This window comes from Pseudomonas sp. ADAK21 (genome assembly GCF_012935735.1).
In the GTDB taxonomy this organism is placed as follows: domain Bacteria; phylum Pseudomonadota; class Gammaproteobacteria; order Pseudomonadales; family Pseudomonadaceae; genus Aquipseudomonas; species Aquipseudomonas proteolytica.
The window spans coordinates 260,121-277,128 of record NZ_CP052857.1 but is presented as its reverse complement, the minus strand read 5'-3'; the positions used below and the strand labels follow the sequence as shown (position 1 = coordinate 277,128).

Sequence of the window (17,008 nt, the reverse complement as noted above, 5' to 3'; positions counted from 1 at the left end):
ATGTCATACCGCTATCGCCGGCAAGCCAGCTCCCACCCAGGGCTTATTGCATATTGATGATGACTTCTTCCTGCCACTTCTGCGGCAAGGTCTTGGAGGTGGCCTCCCAGGCGGCCGGGTCCTTGATGGGCGTCACGTTTTTGTATTGTTCGTTAGGCAGCAGCTTGGCCTGCACTTCGGCGGGCAGGGTCAGGTGTTCGGCACGGATCGGCCGCGCATTGCCCTTGGCCAGGTTGATCTGCCCGGCATCACTGAAGATGTATTCGCGGGTCAGTTTGGCCGCGTTCGGGTGCTTGGCGTATTTGTTGATGATGGTGGTGTAGCCGGAAATCACCGAGCCATCCGATGGGATCTGTACCAGGTAGTCATCCGGGTTGGCCATCTTCGCCTTGTAGCTCAGCCCGTTGAAGTCCCAGACCACGCCCACTTCCACTTCGCCTTTTTCCATGGTGGCAATGGTCGGGTTGGCCAGGGAAATACGCCCCTGCTTGGCAATGTCGGCGAACATCAGCAGCGCCGGCTGGATGTTCTTCTCGTCGCCACCGTTGGCCAGGGCGGCTGCCAACACGCCGTTGGCGGCTTGGGCGGCGGTGCTCACGTCACCAATCGAGACCTTGTATTTGCCGTTCTTCAGGTCCGCCCACTTGGTCGGGGCTTCGGAGCCGTGCAGCAGATTTTTGTTGATGATAAACGCGATGGTGCCGGTGTAGGCCAGTGCCCAGTGACCGTCTTTATCTTTGGCCCAATCGGGGATCTGTTCCCAGGTGCTGGGCTTGTAGGGTTGCGTGACGCCCTTGGTGGCCGCAATCGGCCCAAAGGCTGCACCGACGTCGCCGATATCGGCGCTGGCATTGTCTTTTTCCGCATCGAACTTGGCGATTTCCTGGGCCGAGCTCATGTCGGTGTCGATGTGCTTGAGGCCGTACTTGGCCGCCAGGTCTTCCCAGGTGCCTCTCCAGTTGGCCCAGTCATCGGGCATGCCGACGCTGTTCACAGCGCCTTCTGCCTTGGCGGCAGCTTCCAGGGTTTTCAAATCGGTGTCAGCGGCCATGGCGGCGGTGCACATGGCAATGGTCGAGCCTAACAGTGATGCCAGGAAAAGCTGTTTCATCCGAAGCTCCTTTGGGCGTTTTCAACGCTGCGATTTTTTGATGGCGCGGTTGGTTTGGTCTAGGTCAGCAATACACGAGCCAATTTAGGCGCGCTGGATGACAGTTTCATGTCGATGTCGTTTTTAAAGCGCCTGGGCAGGCGCCTGCCGGGTAAGCGTAGACCACGGCCATGACCCCGTAATACCTGGACTTGGCCGATGTATTGCAGGGCGTGTGAGGCGGCGGCGCACGGCGCTGTCATCTGTCGGTCATGTGTGATGCCTAGGCTTGCACACACTAGCCGTCGCCCATTCCAGGGGCATTTGGCGCACCCAAACAGTGCTGGCCTAGTCCAGATAGGTAACGTTGATGCGTGATGAGGCAACCAAAGCGGTGACAGCCATAGGCCTGGCGCTGCAAGAGCAGATCAGCCACGGCTTATTGAGCCCGGCGAGCAAATTGCCGGCCGAGCGCAAACTCAGTGAGTTGTTTGGTACCACCCGCATCACCGTGCGCGAGGCGTTGCTGCAACTGGAAGCCCAGGGCCAGATCTACCGCGAGGAGCGGCGTGGCTGGTTCGTTTCGCCGCCCCGGCTGGCCTACAACCTGATGCAGCGCAGCCACTTCCACGCCATGGTCGGCGCCCAGGGGCGGGTGCCATGCACTGAAGTCATATCGGCTCGCCTGCAACCGGCCTCGGCCGCTGTTTGTGCGTGGCTGCAACTGCCGGCGCTATCGAGCGTGATCCAGATCTGCCGCCGGCGACGTATTGATGGGCGGTTGGTGCTGTATGTCGAGCACTACCTCAACCCGCAGTATTTCCCGGGGATCCTTGCGTGTGACCTGAACGAGTCGATGACCGAGTTGTACGCCCGCCAGTACGACTTGCATTACGGGCGCGTGCGCTTTGAAATTGTGCCGACTTCATTGCAGGTGGAAGCGGCAGCCGCCCTGAAGGTCTCGGCAGGCAGCCCCGGGCTGCGGATCGCCCGGGTCAATTACGATCAGCACCAGCGCCTGATCGATTGCGACCTGGAGTTCTGGCGCCATGATGCGATTCACGTCGGGGTCGATGTGACCTGAGCGTCCTGCGGCCCATTCGCCGCCGTCACCACCTGCACACTCAAGCGCGGCATTGCCAGGTCCATGCCGGCCTCATCCAGGTGGCGCTTGAGCGACAGGTTGAACGCCCGCGACACTTCCCACTGCTTGATCGGCGCGGTCTTGAAGCGCGCGCGCAGGATGGCGTTGCCCGACTCGAAACTCTCCACCCCCTGAAACTCCAGGGGCGACCAGATATTACGGCGCTGCAGCGGATCGGCGCGCATCTTCTGGCCGACGTCGCGCATCAGTTTGATCGCGGTGTCGATGTCCATGCTGGCAGGCACCGCCACGCGGAAAATCGCATAGCCGAATTCCCGCGAGTAGTTCTTGATGCTCTTGATCTCGCTGAACGGGATGGTATGCACGATGCCATCGATATCGCGCAGGCGCACGGTGCGGATGGTCAGGCCTTCGACGGTGCCGAGGTGGCCGCCGACGTCCACATAGTCATCGATCGCCAGGGAGTCTTCGATGATGATGAACAGGCCGGTGATCAAGTCCGCGACCAGTGACTGCGCGCCAAAACCGATGGCCAGGCCGATCACACCGGCACCGGCCAGCAGTGGCGTGACGTTCATGCCCATGTTCGCCAGGGCGACGATGGCGGCGATGATAAAGATCGTCACGAACAACACGTTGCGGATCAACGGCATCATGGTCTGCGCCCGCGCATTCGCCAGGCCTTTGCGCGAGCGGGTGAGGGCGTGGTGGATCGCGGTGTCGCTGAGGATCCAGATCAGCCAGGCGAACAGCAGGGTACCCGCGAGGCCGAACAATTTGACGCTGATTTCATGCCCATCGCCCTCGGTAAAGCGGATCAGCGACCAGCCCCAGACCCGCAGGCCGAGCTCGATGAACACCAGCCACACCGCCAGGTGGGCCAGGGTGTAGACGAAACTTTTCAGCCGTTCGGAATACAGCGCATGGCGCTTATGCCCACGTTGAGGCTTGAGGGCATGGCGGCGCACCAGGCCGTTGATCACCATGCACAGCACCAGCAACACCGTGCAGAACAATGACTGGCGCAAGGCGGTGCTGGTGTCGCCTGCGGACACGAACGTGGCAAACAGCGAAATGCCCACCAGCAGCAGCGCCGGCAGGTACCAGAAGGTGCCGATGATCTCGATGGTGTCGCTCAAGGCGCGACGGGTCAGGCGCCGGGACAGTGGCTGGTTGCGGATCAGGTGCGCGATGGGTCGGCGGAAACGCAGGATAAACACGCCGGTAGACAGTGCGGCCAGCACATTGGCGACGGTCGCCGCGCTGTGTGCCAGGTGGGTGCCCAGGGCTTCGGTCAGGCGCGGGTCGCTCAGCGCCTCGCCAAAGGCGGCGAAGCTGCCGATCAGCCACAGCGGGCGAAACGCCTGGTGGCGCAGGATATAAAGGGCTCGGTGGCGGTGCGGGCCGTCGAGCACGGAAAAGGCAATGACGCAGATCGCCGAGAAACAGGTGCCGACCACCAGCGCGTACGCCAGGACCATTGCCAGGGACTTGCCCAGGGACGAGGGCAGGGCGTAGCTCAAGTAGACGGTGATCACCAGGGCAATCAGCCAGGGGCCGAGTTTGCGCAGGGCAAAACGCAGCATGTCCCAGGTCTTGGGGTGTTGGGGCAGTTCTTCACTGAGCCCAAAACGCAGGCGCACGCGATGGCTGAGCCAGATCAGCGCGGCCGCCAGCAGGCTCCAGAGCATCAGCACCATGGCAAAGCCAAAGATGATTGGCAGCCATTCGCTGGCTGGCAGCATCAAGGCGGAAAACTCGGCCTTGGCCTGGTCGAACTCGACGGACCAGCGATTGAGCGGGCTGTCGCTGCCGGACAGTTGTTGCTCCAGGCTCGCCAGGGTGCCGCCGATCAAGCCCAGCACCCCTTGCTCGGCTGCCGGTTGAGCTTTTTTCGTGGCTTCGCGCAGCTTTTTCAGGTCGGCCAGCAGCTTGGTGCGCTGCTGGTCGTTTTCCAGGGTCTTGATCACCTCGTCCAAAGACTGGCCCAGCGGCACGTCGGCTTGTGGTTGGGCTTTGGTGCTGCTGCCCAGAATGCCTGGCAGGCCGACCGCCTGGGCAGGGGCGATAGGCAACAGGATCAGCAGGCAAAGGAGCAGGCAGTAGGGCAGGGCAAACAGACGGGCAAGCACGAGGCGGTCAACCTTGGAAACGACAGATCGACCGAGTGTACGAGGGCGCTATGCCCATTGCGAGTGCATTTGTTATTCGGCCAGTTTTGCGAGGATTCGGTAAACGATGGTGCCGAGGATCAGCAGCATGCCGACCCACATGCCAAACACGCCGAGGTTTTTGTCGCGGAAGTTGAAGCCAACGGCCAGCAGGATCATGCCCGTGAGGATGGGGATGAGCATGGCGTGGAAGGCGGACATCGGGATCATGGTGGGGACGGCCTTGTCGTAGAAAGATGATTACCAGTCTAGGCTGGATTGGCGCAAGTGGGGTTGATGTGTGTCAGATAGGGCGAAGGCTATGTGGCCAGGCGCTGTCGTGGCGAGGGGGCAGCAGCCCCAAAACCTGCCACCTCGTTGTATCTCATAGATCTCAGTGAGGCTGAATGGGGCTGCTGCGCAGCCCAGCGGGGGACAAGCCCCCTCGCCACAAAGGAGTCTTCAGGGCAGGTCGCGGCTTGCGTAGAACGCACTCAACACCTTCACCAGGTGCGCCAGGTCGTGGCTGCCGCACAGCTCGCGGATCGAGTGCATGGCGAATGTCGGCAGGCCGATGTCCACGGTGCGCACACCCAGGTGGCTGGCGGTGATCGGGCCGATGGTCGAGCCGCAACCCATGTCGCTGCGCACCACGAAACTCTGCACCGGCACTTCTTCGGCCATGCACAGGTGGCGGAAGAACCCGGCGGTTTCGCTGTTGGTGGCGTAGCGCTGGTTGCTGTTGACCTTGATCACCGGGCCGGCATTGAGTTTCGGGCCGTGGTTGGCGTCGTGCTTGTCGGCGTAGTTGGGGTGGATGCCGTGGGCATTGTCTGCAGACACCAGCAACGATTTCTGAATCGCGCGTACGAACTCATCACCCTCAGGCAGCAGGCGCCGCAGGGTCTGTTCCAGCATCGGGCCGTCGGCACCGCAGGCTGAGCAGGAACCGACTTCTTCGTGGTCGGTACACACCAGCACGCAGGTTTCGTCGGTCTCGCTGGTGAGCAGCGCTTGCAGGCCGGCGTAGCACGACAGCAGGTTGTCCAGGCGGGCGCCGGCGATAAAGTCGCCATGCAGGCCGATCACCGCCGCGCCTTGGGTATCGTAGAAACTCAGCTCGTAGTCGAGCACCACATCAGCGTTCAACCCATGTTCGCGGGCCAGTTGGTCGGTGAGCACGGCACGGAAGTCCACGCGCTCATCACCGGCAAACTGCGCGAGGATTGGCGGCAGCTCGGTCTGGGCATTGATCGCCCAGCCTTGGTTGGCTTCACGGTTCAGGTGGATGGCCAGGTTGGGAATGATGGCGATCGGCAGCTTGAAGTCGATCAACTGGCTTTCGACCTTGCCGTCACGGCGGAACGTTACGCGGCCGGCCAGGGACAGGTCACGGTCGAACCACGGCGCCAGCAGCGCGCCGCCGTAGACTTCCACGCCCAGTTGCCAGAAGCCCTGGCGTTGCAGCTCAGGTTGCGGCTTGACCCGCAGGCATGGGCTGTCGGTATGGGCGCCGACCAGGCGGATGCCGTCGTGCAGGGGCGACTGGCGGCCCATCTTGAACGCGATGATCGAGGAGTCGTTGCGGGTCACGTAGTAGCGACCGTTGGCCTCGGTAGTCCAGGTCTCGCGCTCGTCGAGGCGCTGGAAACCGGCAGCTTCCAGGCGTTGGGCCAGGGCCGCAGTGGCATGAAAGGGGGTGGGAGAGGCCTTGAGGAAGTCGATCAGGCCTTGATTCAACGCTTCGCGCATAAGTAGCTCCAGACAGCAATGGCGCGAGTTTACCGTATTGGCCCAACCGATTCATTGTAGGAGCGAGCTTGCTCGCGAAAAACGCCAACGATAATGCGGGCATTCTGGATATACACGGCGCTCTCGGGTTTTTCGCGAGCAAGCTCGCTCCTACAATTATTGTGCCTAGCCATTCAGAACGGTGCAGGGCACTCGAAGCGCAGGCGCTCGCCGCTTTGCGGGTGAGTAAAGCTCAGCATGCTGGCGTGCAGGCACAGGCGCGGCCAGGCGGCCAGGGCCTGTTCGTGGGCATACAAGCCATCGCCCAGTAGCGGGTGGCCGATGGACAGCATGTGGACCCGCAACTGGTGTGAGCGCCCGGTAATCGGCGTCAACTCAACCCGGCACCAATCCCCGCAACGCTCCAGGACTTTCCAGAAGGTCAGGGCGTGCTTGCCGAACTCATGGTCCACCACATGGCGGGGCTTGGTCGGTGGGTCGTAGCGCAGGGGCAGGTCGATGCTGCCGCTGTCCAGCTCCGGCTGGCCCCAGCACAAAGCGGTGTAGGCTTTTTCGGTTTCACGGTCGTGAAACTGGCGGGACAGTTCGCGGTGGGTGTCGGCATCCCGGGCCAGCAGGATGATCCCCGAGGTTTCCCAGTCCAGGCGATGGACGATGCGGGCCTCGGGATAACCGTTTTCTTGCAGGCGGGTGATCAGGCAGTCCTTGTTGTCGTCGGCGCGACCAGGCACCGAGAGCAGCAGGGTCGGCTTGTTCACCACCAGGACAGCGTCATCCTGGTGAAGGATATGAATATTGGACAGCGGCATTAAACAGTCTCGTAACAAACGCCAACGGCGACTGCGCCAACCACCCCTGTAGGGGCGGGTAGCGCAGCCGCCGTGGCGACCGCCTGTTCGATCAACGATCAGGCAGGGTGATATTGAGTTCCAGAATCGAGCAGCTGCCGTCGTTTTCCAGGGCGACATGCACGTCATCGTTGCCGATATTGACGTACTTGCGGATCACCTCAACCAGCTCTTTCTGCAGGGCTGGCAGGTAGTCCGGGGTGCTGCGTTGGCCGCGTTCGTGCGCCACGATGATCTGTAGACGCTCTTTCGCTACCGACGCGGTGCTTGGCTTTTTGTTGGCGCGAAAGAAGTCGAGAAATTTCATGATTTAGTTGCCTCCAAAGATACGCTCGAAGAATCCCTTCTTCTTTACATCGAGGAAGCGATGTTCCACGGTCTTGCCCAGCAGGCGATCGACAGCATCGCTGTACGCCTGGCCGGCGTCGCTCTGGTCGTCGAGAATAACGGGTACGCCCTCGTTGGACGCCTTGAGTACCGCTTGGGATTCTGGGATCACACCCAGCAGCGTAACTGCCAGGATATCTTTAACGTCTTCTACGCCCAGCATCTCGCCCTTGCTTACGCGCTCAGGGTTGTAGCGGGTGAGCAGCAGGTGCTCCTTGATCGGGTCCTGGTTGTCTTCGGCGCGCTTGGACTTGCTGGCCAGCAGGCCGAGCATGCGGTCCGAGTCACGTACCGAGGACACTTCCGGGTTGGTCACGACGATGGCTTCATCGGCGAAGTACATCGCCAGGTGAGCGCCGGTCTCGATACCCGCCGGGGAATCGCAGACCACGTATTCGAAGGTTTCTTTCAGCTCGGCCAGAACTTTGCCTACGCCTTCTTTGGTCAGCGCGTCTTTGTCACGGGTCTGGCTGGCGGCCAGTACATACAGGTTCTCAAGGCGCTTGTCCTTGATCAGGGCCTGTTGCAGGTTGGCTTCGCCGTTGACCACGTTGACGAAGTCGTACACCACGCGGCGTTCGCAGCCCATGATCAGGTCGAGGTTACGCAAACCGACGTCGAAGTCGACGATGACTGTCTTGTGCCCGCGCAGAGCGAGGCCGGTACCGATAGCGGCGCTGGTGGTGGTCTTACCCACACCACCCTTGCCGGATGTAACCACGAGAATCTTGGCCAAGGTGTTTCACCCCTAAGGAAAAAGGACCTCTCAGTCCCTGAAAAACATCTCTTGAAACTCGCTGCAGGCGGACAGTCTTCGTAGGAAAAAGATGTGCCTCCCGTAGGGAGAACGCCAACTTTCAATTATTCCTACGCAAGTCTTGCCGGTTTCGCTGTGCTATCAGAGTCCAGAGATGCTTGGAAAATGCGGCAGTATCCGTTAAAGACGGATGATGTTCAACACATCGCCCGACAGGCTGACTTGTACCCCGGCCCCCCACAGCGGATCACGGCGCAAATCTTCCGAAACCTTGTACTGGCCGGCGATGGACACCAGCTCAGCGCTCAATTGCTGGCAGAAAATCCGGGCCTTGGTATCGCCCTTGACTCCAGCTAGTGCCCGGCCACGCATTGGGCCGTATACATGGATGTTGCCATCGGCGAGAAGTTCCGCGCCGGGACTGACCGGAGCGACCACCACCAGGTCGCCGCCCTGGGCGTAAATCTGCTGCCCGCCGCGTACGGGAGAGGTGATGATCCTTGTAGGCTTGATCGTTGGCTCTGGTGGTTTTTCCGGTTTTTTCTTCACTTCACCTTCCACCGGGTCGAGCACACGCTCGCGGGCGCCGGACGGTGGCAATACTGGCAGTTCAATGGCGATGGCGGCCGCGATGTCTTCGATACGGCTGGCGCGAATGGCCAGGGTGCGCAGGCCATGCTGGCGGCAAACACGCATCAACCCGGGCAGGTCGACTGCGCCCTGGCCAGCCGGCAATTTATCCAGGGCCAGCACCAGCGGCGCGTTGTTGAAGAAATTCGGGGCCAGGGCGACCTTGGCGGCGAGCTGGCGGTCCAGGGCATCAAGGTCGTTACGGGCCAGTTCCAGCACAGTAATGGCGAGCATGCTGCCTTTGAGCTGGAAGACGGGATCTTGGTCTAGCGATTCGGTTTGGCTCATGGTCGGCAAAGCGGCTTGTCACGAAAAGTGTCGAGACTTATAACGAGAACAACCGCTAGCCGCAAGCCGGGTCGAACCGTTGTAGAATGCGCGGCCCTGTCTTTACCGGAATCTGTAATGGATCGCCCGCGTTTTCGAGCTGTATTTTTTCACCCGCGTTTCTGGCTGCTATGGCTGGGGCTCGGCGTGCTGTGGCTGATTACCCAGTTGCCATACCGCGTGCTGCTGGGAATTGGTCGTGTGCTGGGTGCGTTTATGTACCGGGTGGCCGGTGAGCGCCGGCGCATTGCCGCGCGAAACCTGGAACTGTGCTTCCCGCAAATGTCCGCCCAGGAGCGTAAACATTTGCTCAAGGAAAACTTTGCATCCACCGGTATCGCCTTCTTTGAGATGGCCATGAGTTGGTGGTGGTCCAAACAGCGCCTGGCGCGCCTGGCCCATGTCGAAGGGCTGGAGCACCTCAAGCAGGCCCAACGCGAAGGCAAGGGCGTGATCCTCATGGCCCTGCATTTCACCACCCTGGAGATCGGTGCGGCCTTGCTGGGGCAGAAGCACACCATCGATGGCATGTACCGTGAGCACGGCAACCCGTTGTTCGACTTTATTCAGCGTCGTGGCCGCGAGCGCCACAACCTCGACTCCCTGGCGGTAGAGCGCGAAGACGTGCGTGGCATGCTCAAGCTGCTGCGCGCCGGCCGGGCGATCTGGTACGCGCCCGACCAGGACTATGGCGCCAAGCAGAGCATTTTTGTGCCGTTGTTCGGCATCCAGGCCGCCACAGTCACCGCCACCAGCAAGTTCGCGCGCCTGGGCAAGGCGTTGGTGGTGCCGTTTACCCAGGAGCGCCTGGCCGATGGCAGTGGCTACCGCATGGTGATTCATCCGCCTTTGAGCGACTTCCCCGGCGAATCCGATGAAGTCGATTGCCTGCGTATCAACCAATGGGTGGAAACCGCGGTGCGCGAGTGCCCCGAGCAATACCTGTGGGCTCATCGCCGCTTCAAGAGCCGGCCACCGGGCGAACCCAAGCTGTACGAAAAGCGCCGCTGAATAAACGGATTGTCCCCGCCCATGGAGTTATGCAATGCGCCCAACTGAACCGGTCACAGGCTTGATTCTTTCCGGCGGCGGGGCGCGTGCGGCGTATCAGGTGGGGGTATTGGCGGCGATTGCCGAACTGTTGCCACCAGGGGCTGCCAACCCTTTCCCGGTGATTGTTGGCACCTCGGCCGGGGCGATCAACGCGGTGAGCCTGGCGAGCGGCGCCATGGACTTTCGCTCAGCAATCGCGCGCCTCACCGCATTCTGGCAGGGCTTTCGCAGCCACTTGGTGCTGCGCAGCGACTGGCCGGGGGTGATTCACCAGGCCAGCCGCTTCCTGACCCGCAGCTTGCTGGGCCTGGGCTCACCAGTGCCGGTGGCACTGCTCGACAGTTCTCCACTACGGGAACTGCTGCAGGAAAAACTGCATTTCGAAGGCATCAACGAAGCAATCCGCCACAAACACCTGCACGCCGTCGCCGTGACGGCGTTCGGCTATGAGTCGGGGCAGGCGGTGACGTTCTATCAGGGCGGCGGCACCATCGACGCCTGGCTGCGCCACCGGCGCATTGGCTTGCCCACGGAACTGACCGTGGAGCACCTGTTGGCCAGTTCGGCGATTCCGTTGCTGTTTGCCCCGGTCAAACTCGATCAGGAATATTTTGGCGATGGCGCCGTCCGCCAATCAGCGCCGATCAGCCCGGCGTTGCACCTGGGGGCCAGCCGGGTACTGGTGGTGGGTGTCAGTGGCAACCCGCGTTCCCCGGACCCCTCGGTGCCGCAGCAGCGCACCTACACCGGCCAGGAGCCGACCCTGGCGCAGATCGGTGGGCATATGCTCAACAGCACGTTCATTGACAGCCTGGAGAGTGACATCGAGTTACTGGAGCGCCTCAACCAGTTCAGCCATCTGCAACCGGCCAACAGCGCTGCGCGCGGTCTTGCACCGGTTGAAGTACTGGTGATTGCGCCCAGCCAACCCATCGATGAAATCGCGGCACGCCATCGCCAGGAACTGCCGGCGGCGTTGCGTCTGTTTTTGCGTGGGCCAGGGGCTACCAAGACCAGCGGGGCGGGGGTGCTCAGCTATCTGCTGTTCGAGGCGGGATATTGCAGTGAGTTGATCGAGTTGGGCCGGCGCGATGCGCTGGCCAAGCGCGAAGAGTTGCAGCGGTTCCTGGGCTTGACCCCGAACTGAATCGGGGCGCGGGCTTGTGTGGGAGAGGGCTTGCCCGCTCCCACAGGGGAGGCCGGGGTTGGCTTTAGAAGTGGTACTTGACCAACAGGCTTGCCGTGTCCTGGTTGGTCTCGAACGCGCCACTGTCCTGGATCCCGTACTTGTTCTTCCAGTAGTCGTATTCAAAACCCACATACAACTGCTTGGCGCCCCAGCTCATGGCCTTGCCCAGGTCATATTTGACCTGTGGGTTGAAGTGCAGGTTGGCGTGGTAAGTGCCACGGGCGTTCTTGTCGTTATCCACCACCCAGTCCATGAAACCGTCGATCAGCACATCGGAGTTGCCCACTGGAATGGTGTAGGACCAGACCGGGGTGATCTGCCATACGCCATCACCCGGGCGATTGCCTTCGGTCTGGCGCTGATAGAAGTTCAACTGGAAGTAGTCAAAGCCAGGGATGTTCAAGTCGAACGCCGGGCCGACCAAGTACGACTCGTTGTCGCCTTCGCCGAACTCATAGGTGAACGCCAGCAATACATCTTTGATCGGTCCGAAGGACAAGTCTTTATCGAAGATCTTGCCAAACGACAGCCGCGGGCTGAACTCGCCGTAGTAAGTATTGGGGCCGACGTTGCCGTCTTCCTTACCGTTGTAAAAGATGCGGTCGAGGAAGAAGAAGTTGTCGCCGTACTTCCAGGCATCGGCATGTTCGAAGGTAACGGTTTGCTGGATCTCTGGGTTGACTTTGAAGTTCTTGCCCCACAGGTAAGTCAGGCTGTTGTTCTGCCACTGCAACAGGTCACCCGCTATTGCTTGGCCCCCGGCCAACAGGGATCCGGCCAATATCAGGCTGTTCACGGTACGTTTCATTCGGTTGCTCCCGAGCTAAAGTTTTGTGGTTTTTCTTCTACGCAGGCGCTCTGGTGTGGCGCCTTTTGGTTCGCTGCAAAAATCGTCTGTTCGGTCAGCTTTAATGCTTTTAGCAAGAGCTGCGCCAAAGTGTTTGAAAAGCCAAAAAATCCCCGCCGGCTGCATGGGATGCAGTCGGGTTCAGAGGACTTTTGCGCACTTTGGCAGCAGACATAAGGCCGGGATAAGTTGGCCTTTAAGTCAGCTTTTACATTCGCTGTTTTTTTTTGAGTCGATTCGAGCGGGCGCGGAGAATACTGGCTCCAGAGCCTGTGCTCAAGTGCGCTGTAAAAGAGCGCAGGGGGCGAGAATGGGGCACGGCGTGTGGCCAGCCCCAAGTTGGTGGTGTGCATGTTGGTGTTCCCTGTTCGTTGTTATTTTTGTAGTAACGAAGGAATCAATGCGTATGGGCGACTGCGGGGCGTTCTGAGCCGCCCAGAATGTTAAACAGCACGTTCAGCGACAACGCACTGAGCGTGGCCATGGCGATGCCACTGTGGGTAATCGGGCTCATCCACAAGGGCAACTGGGCGAAGAACTCCGGGCGCACCACGGGGATCAGGCCCATGCCGATACTGACCGCTACCAGCAACTGGTTGCGACGGTCGGCGATGTCGGCTTCCTGCAGGATCTTGATCCCGGTCGCCGCCACCATGCCAAACATTGCGATAGCCGCACCGCCCAGCACCGCAGGAGGGATCGATGCCACCAGGAATGCGGCCTTGGGCAGCAGGCTGAGGACAATCAGAAAGGCTCCCGCCATGATCGTCACCGAACGGCAGCGCACACCGGTCATCTGTACCAGGCCGATGTTCTGGGCGAAAGAGGAGTGGGTGAAGGTGTTGAAGAACCCGGCGAAAAACGACGCCCCGGCATCGCACAGCAGGCCGCGCCGCAGCATTTTCGGGGTGACTTCCTGGCCGGTGATCTTGCCCAGTGCGAGGAACATGCCGGTGGACTCGACAAAGATAATCACCACCACCAGGCACATCGACAGAATCGGCGCCAACTCGAACGTGGGCATACCGAAGTGCAGCGGTGTGACCACCTGCAGCCACGGCGCCTGCTCCAGGCCGCCGAGGTCGACCATACCGAGCAATCCACACAAGGCGTAGCCCAGTGCCATGCCGATCAGTACCGAGATATTGACCCAGAAGCCACGCATAAAACGGTTGATCAGCAAGATGGTGGCGAGCACCAGGCCGGCGATGGCCAGGTAGATCGGTGAGCCGAATTGCACAGCGGTAGCGCCACCACCGGCCCAGTTCACCGCGACAGGAAACAACGAAAGACCGATAGCCGTAATCACGGTACCGGTCACCAGAGGTGGGAAGAAGCGCACCACCTTGGACATGAATGGGGCGATGACCATGCCAAAGAACCCGGCGGCGATGGTCGCGCCAAAAATCCCTTGCAGGCCGATACCTGGCATGCCGGCCATGGCGACCATGCTGCCGACGGCGGCGAAACTGGCGCCCATCATCACCGGCATGCGGATACCCAGCGGGCCGATGCCAAACGACTGGACCATGGTGGCGATCCCCGCCACCAACAGGTCGGCGTTGATCAAAAAGGCGATTTCTTCACGGCTCAAGCCCGCGGCTTGTCCGATGATCAGCGGTACGGCCACCGCGCCGCCGTACATCAGCAGTACATGTTGCAGGCCTACCAGGATCAGTTGCAAAAGTGGAAGCCGCACCATGGCGGGCGCGGCAGGAATCTGCGTTTCTAACTGGGACATGCAACACCTCGAATCTTTTTTATTTTTGTGTTGTTTGGCAACCGCTGTGCGGTTGATCGCCGGCAAGCCGGCTCCTACAAGGCGTGCATTCACCTGTAGGAGCCGGCTTGCCGGCGATGGCGGCCGTCAAGCCACCAAAGAGTTAATTGGTGCGGGCCCCCTGATTGATCCAACTGCCAATCAACTCCCGCTCCTGCTGGGTCATCTGGGTAATGTTGCCCAATGGCATGATCTGGCTGGCCACCGCCTGCGCTTGAATGCGCGCCGCCTGCTGCTGGATCTGCGCCGGGGTATCGAACATCACCCCGGCCGGCGCGGTGCTGAACAGCGGGCTGGTGGGCTTGGCCGAATGGCACACGGTGCAACGCTCTTCGATCACGCTGTGCACCTTGCCAAAATCCGTCGAGGCCTGGGCCGCAGGCGCTTGTGCCGCTGGTGCTGGCGCGGCGGGAGCTGCTGGCTTGAGGCCGCCACCCAACGCGGTTTCCGGCAATGGCTGGTACTCGATCGCTGCTGGCGCCTTGGCCACGTCCGGTGTGGTCGCCACGGGTTTAGGACCGGTGACATAGGCCAGGCAGATCATCGCCAGGGCGCCGACCGGTAGGGTCCACGCGTATTTCTGGCTGTCATGACGGGTGTTGAAGTAGTGCCGTACCAACACCGCCGCCACCGCGATCCCGGCCAGGATCAACCAGTTGTACTGGCTGCCGTAGGTGCTCGGGAAGTGGTTGCTGATCATGATGAACAGCACCGGCAGGGTGAAGTAGTTGTTGTGACGCGAGCGCAGCAGGCCCTTGGCCGGCAGTGCCGGGTCTGGGGTGCGGTTTTCCGCAATCGCTGCCACCAGCGCACGCTGGGCCGGCATGATGATACGGAACACGTTGCCGACCATGATGGTGCCGATGATCGCACCCACATGCAGGTACGCACCGCGGCCGCTGAACACCTTGCTGAAGCCGTAGGCCGCGCCGATCAACAGGACGAACAGGATAAAGCCGAGCAGGGCAGGGCGTTTGCCCAGGGCCGAGTCGCACAGAAAGGAGTAGATGAACCAGCCGGCGAACAGTGAGCCGATGCCCAGCAACACGCCTTCGGTACCGCTGAGGCTGCTGCCGGGGGCGAGCAGGTACAGCGTCGGGTTGAGGTAGAACACCACGCACAGCAGCGCGACGCCCGACATCCAGGTGAAATAGGCTTCCCATTTGAACCAGTGCAGGTTGTCCGGCATGGTCGGTGGGGCCAGTTTGTATTTTTCCAGGTGGTAGATACCGCCACCGTGGATCGCCCATAAATCGCCAGCCAGGCCGCTTTTGGGGTTGACGCGGTTCAGGTTGTTTTCCAGCCATACGAAATAGAAAGACGCACCGATCCAGGCCACGCCAGTGATCATATGAACCCAGCGCACGCTTAGGTTCAGCCATTCCAACAGATGTGCTTCCACAGTCTTTACCTCTCGCCCGTCACCCTTGTTGTCGGGTGATCGGACCTTCTCTTATTGGTGGGGGGCAAGGATCAACCGCTCATCCTCTTTGAAAAAATGCTCATCGCAGTTATTGCCTGTGCCACTGCGATCAACCACCAGGAAGTCATCCCGCTTTTCGATCGTCAGCACCGGGTGGTGCCAGACGCCGCGATGGTAATTAATGCCCTGCCTGCCGTTGGTGACGAAGGCGCGGACCAAGCCTGATACAGGTTCATCGCCAACCGGCGCGACCACGATCAGAAAGGGGTTGCCGAGCAGCGGGATAAAGGCCTGGCTGCCCAGCGGGTGTCTTTCCAGCATGCACACGGTCAGCGGCATGTCCTGCGCATCGGCGCGGAAGATGCTGATGATGGCGTGGTCTTCTGGCGTGGCGGTTTCTACCGTCGCCAGTTTATGAAAGCGCATGGTCGAGCCGTTGTTGATCATGAAGTGATCGCTGCCATCGGTTTCGATAACGTCTCCGAAAGGGGCGAAGGCTTCTTTGGTCAAGGGTTCGATCATCAGTGTGCGCATGGCTGTCTTCTTATCCGGATTCTTTGTTGTTGGGTCTATCGTCATCGCGGGCAAGCCCGCTCCCACATTGGCAATGCAATCTCCTGTGGGAGCGGGCTTGCCCGCGATTGGGTCCATCGTTTATTTAGCGACCTTGCCGAAAACCCGCAGGCGGCTTACACCACCATCCGGGAATACGTTGAGGCGGATGTGGGTGATCGGGCCCAGTGCCTTGATCTGCTCGGCGAAGGTGTGTTCGGCGTGCATTTCCAGTTTCTGTGCCGGCAGCAGTTCGCGCCAGAACAGCGATTGGGTTTCGATCTGGCTGTCGGTACCGCCCTTGACGAACGCGGCCTGGATCGAGCATGTGTCCGGGTAGTTGCCCTTGAAGTGCAGGGTGTCGACCACCACTTTCTCGATCTCGCCGGCATGCCCCAGCGCGACGATCACCCAGTCATTGCCAGGTGTGCGACGACGCGCGGTTTCCCAGCCATCGCCCATGTTGATGCCACGGCCCGGGTTGAGGATGTTGCCCATGCGCCCGAAGTGTTCGTCGGAGCAGGCCAGTGCACGGCCGCCATTGAGGGAGGAGGCCAGGTCCACTTGTTCGTTGTCGCCCACGGCCGACCAGTCGCGGAACGGAATGCCGTACACCCGCAGACGCGCTACGCCACCATCGGGGAAGATGTTGAAGCGCAGGTGGCTGAATGCCTGGTCGTTGTTGATTTCGTGGAAATGATGGCTGTTGCCCTGCAACTCTACGGCAGACAACACTTCGACCCACTGGGTGTTGTCATCGGGCTCGCCCGACGCCAGGAAGCAACCTTCCAGGGACGCCGATGGCGGGAAGTTGCCGGTGAAGAATGAAGTGTCGATGTCCACGCCCTTGATCGAGCCCGGTACGCCCAGGCGGATCACCGCGCTGTCGAAGCCTTCGAAGCGCTTGCGGCGTGACTCCCAGCCGTCCATCCACTTGCCGTTATCATCGAAAACGCCCTCCTTCCATACGGCCGGGGTCGGCTGGAACAGTCGGTTGGCGTCGGCGAACCAGTCATCAGTCACGGAGATGATCTTGGTGCCCAGGCGGGCGTCGGCCAGGTTGACTAACTTCTCGAAAGGTAGGAGTTGCGCTTTCATTCTTCTTGTCTGCCTTAGAT

General features: G+C 60.8%; 17 protein-coding genes. 3 read left to right on the top strand and 14 right to left on the bottom strand.

Annotation, left to right across the window (positions count from 1 at the left end; translation table 11 throughout):
* Positions 1 to 43: 43 nt before the first annotated feature.
* Positions 44 to 1,111 carry an ABC transporter substrate-binding protein gene (locus tag HKK57_RS01250; RefSeq protein WP_169389673.1) on the bottom strand — a complete coding sequence of 356 codons (1,068 nt, stop codon included), beginning with the start codon at positions 1,109 to 1,111 and terminating at the stop codon, positions 44 to 46.
* A 349-nt stretch (positions 1,112 to 1,460) separates the two neighbouring features.
* Between HKK57_RS01250 and HKK57_RS01245 the strand changes: the two genes are divergently transcribed.
* Positions 1,461 to 2,174, top strand: a complete 714-nt coding sequence (locus HKK57_RS01245; RefSeq protein WP_070995358.1) for a UTRA domain-containing protein — start codon at positions 1,461 to 1,463, stop codon at positions 2,172 to 2,174.
* On the opposite strand, the gene HKK57_RS01240 is transcribed toward HKK57_RS01245, so the two are convergent.
* The 7 genes from HKK57_RS01240 to minC form a co-directional block, all read right to left on the bottom strand.
* Positions 2,150 to 4,327: a mechanosensitive ion channel family protein gene (locus HKK57_RS01240; protein WP_169389672.1), complete on the bottom strand. Its 2,178-nt coding sequence runs from the start codon at positions 4,325 to 4,327 to the stop codon at positions 2,150 to 2,152. The genes HKK57_RS01245 and HKK57_RS01240 overlap by 25 nt on opposite strands.
* Before the next feature lie 72 nt (positions 4,328 to 4,399).
* Positions 4,400 to 4,576 carry a hypothetical protein gene (locus tag HKK57_RS01235; protein WP_166647837.1) on the bottom strand — a complete coding sequence of 59 codons (177 nt, stop codon included), beginning with the start codon at positions 4,574 to 4,576 and terminating at the stop codon, positions 4,400 to 4,402.
* Positions 4,577 to 4,807: 231 nt separating this feature from the next.
* Positions 4,808 to 6,097, bottom strand: a complete 1,290-nt coding sequence (locus tag HKK57_RS01230) for a M18 family aminopeptidase (protein ID WP_029300406.1) — start codon at positions 6,095 to 6,097, stop codon at positions 4,808 to 4,810.
* Between the two features lie 173 nt (positions 6,098 to 6,270).
* The gene (locus HKK57_RS01225) at positions 6,271 to 6,906 is read right to left on the bottom strand and encodes an RluA family pseudouridine synthase (protein WP_057440687.1); all 636 of its coding nucleotides are present in this window, start codon (positions 6,904 to 6,906) and stop codon (positions 6,271 to 6,273) included.
* 91 nt (positions 6,907 to 6,997) lie between these two features.
* Complete coding sequence (gene minE / locus HKK57_RS01220; protein ID WP_003175252.1) at positions 6,998 to 7,252, bottom strand: cell division topological specificity factor MinE; 255 nt, start codon at positions 7,250 to 7,252, stop codon at positions 6,998 to 7,000.
* A 3-nt stretch (positions 7,253 to 7,255) separates the two neighbouring features.
* Positions 7,256 to 8,068 (bottom strand): septum site-determining protein MinD, encoded by an 813-nt coding sequence (gene minD, locus HKK57_RS01215; protein ID WP_029300401.1) that lies wholly within the window; start codon positions 8,066 to 8,068, stop codon positions 7,256 to 7,258.
* Positions 8,069 to 8,269: 201 nt separating this feature from the next.
* On the bottom strand, positions 8,270 to 9,007 hold the full coding sequence (gene minC, locus HKK57_RS01210; RefSeq protein ID WP_038447253.1) for a septum site-determining protein MinC: 738 nt from the start codon (positions 9,005 to 9,007) through the stop codon (positions 8,270 to 8,272).
* 117 nt (positions 9,008 to 9,124) lie between these two features.
* Here minC and HKK57_RS01205 point away from each other — a divergent pair, with 117 nt between their 5' ends.
* Both HKK57_RS01205 and HKK57_RS01200 read left to right on the top strand, forming a co-directional pair.
* Positions 9,125 to 10,057, top strand: coding sequence for a lipid A biosynthesis lauroyl acyltransferase (locus HKK57_RS01205; RefSeq protein WP_029300398.1), 933 nt, complete (start codon positions 9,125 to 9,127; stop codon positions 10,055 to 10,057).
* 34 nt (positions 10,058 to 10,091) lie between these two features.
* Positions 10,092 to 11,246: a patatin-like phospholipase family protein gene (locus HKK57_RS01200; RefSeq protein ID WP_169389671.1), complete on the top strand. Its 1,155-nt coding sequence runs from the start codon at positions 10,092 to 10,094 to the stop codon at positions 11,244 to 11,246.
* 64 nt (positions 11,247 to 11,310) lie between these two features.
* Here the strand turns inward: HKK57_RS01200 and HKK57_RS01195 are convergent, their stop codons facing one another.
* From HKK57_RS01195 to alc, 6 genes are all read right to left on the bottom strand, one after another.
* Positions 11,311 to 12,096 (bottom strand): outer membrane protein OmpK, encoded by a 786-nt coding sequence (locus HKK57_RS01195; RefSeq protein ID WP_029300394.1) that lies wholly within the window; start codon positions 12,094 to 12,096, stop codon positions 11,311 to 11,313.
* Entirely contained in the window at positions 12,093 to 12,488 is a 396-nt protein-coding gene (locus tag HKK57_RS01190; protein WP_133714268.1) for a hypothetical protein, read from the bottom strand. Before HKK57_RS01190 ends, HKK57_RS01195 begins: the two co-directional genes overlap by 4 nt.
* Positions 12,489 to 12,532: 44 nt before the next feature.
* Positions 12,533 to 13,876 (bottom strand): nucleobase:cation symporter-2 family protein, encoded by a 1,344-nt coding sequence (locus tag HKK57_RS01185; RefSeq protein WP_029300392.1) that lies wholly within the window; start codon positions 13,874 to 13,876, stop codon positions 12,533 to 12,535.
* A 142-nt stretch (positions 13,877 to 14,018) separates the two neighbouring features.
* Positions 14,019 to 15,317: a urate hydroxylase PuuD gene (locus HKK57_RS01180; RefSeq protein ID WP_029300390.1), complete on the bottom strand. Its 1,299-nt coding sequence runs from the start codon at positions 15,315 to 15,317 to the stop codon at positions 14,019 to 14,021.
* A gap of 51 nt (positions 15,318 to 15,368) precedes the next feature.
* Positions 15,369 to 15,872, bottom strand: coding sequence for an ureidoglycolate lyase (locus tag HKK57_RS01175; RefSeq protein ID WP_029300388.1), 504 nt, complete (start codon positions 15,870 to 15,872; stop codon positions 15,369 to 15,371).
* A 120-nt stretch (positions 15,873 to 15,992) separates the two neighbouring features.
* Positions 15,993 to 16,988: an allantoicase gene (gene alc, locus HKK57_RS01170; RefSeq protein ID WP_154907675.1), complete on the bottom strand. Its 996-nt coding sequence runs from the start codon at positions 16,986 to 16,988 to the stop codon at positions 15,993 to 15,995.
* Between the last annotated feature and the right edge of the window lie 20 nt (positions 16,989 to 17,008).

Coding starts and splice junctions, on each gene's coding strand:
- HKK57_RS01250 (WP_169389673.1), bottom strand. CDS start 1,111: ATGAAACAGCTTTTCCTGGCATCACTGTTAGGCTCGACCATTGCCATG.
- HKK57_RS01245 (WP_070995358.1), top strand. CDS start 1,461: ATGCGTGATGAGGCAACCAAAGCGGTGACAGCCATAGGCCTGGCGCTG.
- HKK57_RS01235 (WP_166647837.1), bottom strand. CDS start 4,576: ATGATCCCGATGTCCGCCTTCCACGCCATGCTCATCCCCATCCTCACG.
- HKK57_RS01230 (WP_029300406.1), bottom strand. CDS start 6,097: ATGCGCGAAGCGTTGAATCAAGGCCTGATCGACTTCCTCAAGGCCTCT.
- HKK57_RS01225 (WP_057440687.1), bottom strand. CDS start 6,906: ATGCCGCTGTCCAATATTCATATCCTTCACCAGGATGACGCTGTCCTG.
- minE (WP_003175252.1), bottom strand. CDS start 7,252: ATGAAATTTCTCGACTTCTTTCGCGCCAACAAAAAGCCAAGCACCGCG.
- minC (WP_038447253.1), bottom strand. CDS start 9,007: ATGAGCCAAACCGAATCGCTAGACCAAGATCCCGTCTTCCAGCTCAAA.
- HKK57_RS01205 (WP_029300398.1), top strand. CDS start 9,125: ATGGATCGCCCGCGTTTTCGAGCTGTATTTTTTCACCCGCGTTTCTGG.
- HKK57_RS01200 (WP_169389671.1), top strand. CDS start 10,092: ATGCGCCCAACTGAACCGGTCACAGGCTTGATTCTTTCCGGCGGCGGG.
- HKK57_RS01195 (WP_029300394.1), bottom strand. CDS start 12,096: ATGAAACGTACCGTGAACAGCCTGATATTGGCCGGATCCCTGTTGGCC.
- HKK57_RS01190 (WP_133714268.1), bottom strand. CDS start 12,488: ATGCACACCACCAACTTGGGGCTGGCCACACGCCGTGCCCCATTCTCG.
- HKK57_RS01185 (WP_029300392.1), bottom strand. CDS start 13,876: ATGTCCCAGTTAGAAACGCAGATTCCTGCCGCGCCCGCCATGGTGCGG.
- HKK57_RS01175 (WP_029300388.1), bottom strand. CDS start 15,872: ATGCGCACACTGATGATCGAACCCTTGACCAAAGAAGCCTTCGCCCCT.
- alc (WP_154907675.1), bottom strand. CDS start 16,988: ATGAAAGCGCAACTCCTACCTTTCGAGAAGTTAGTCAACCTGGCCGAC.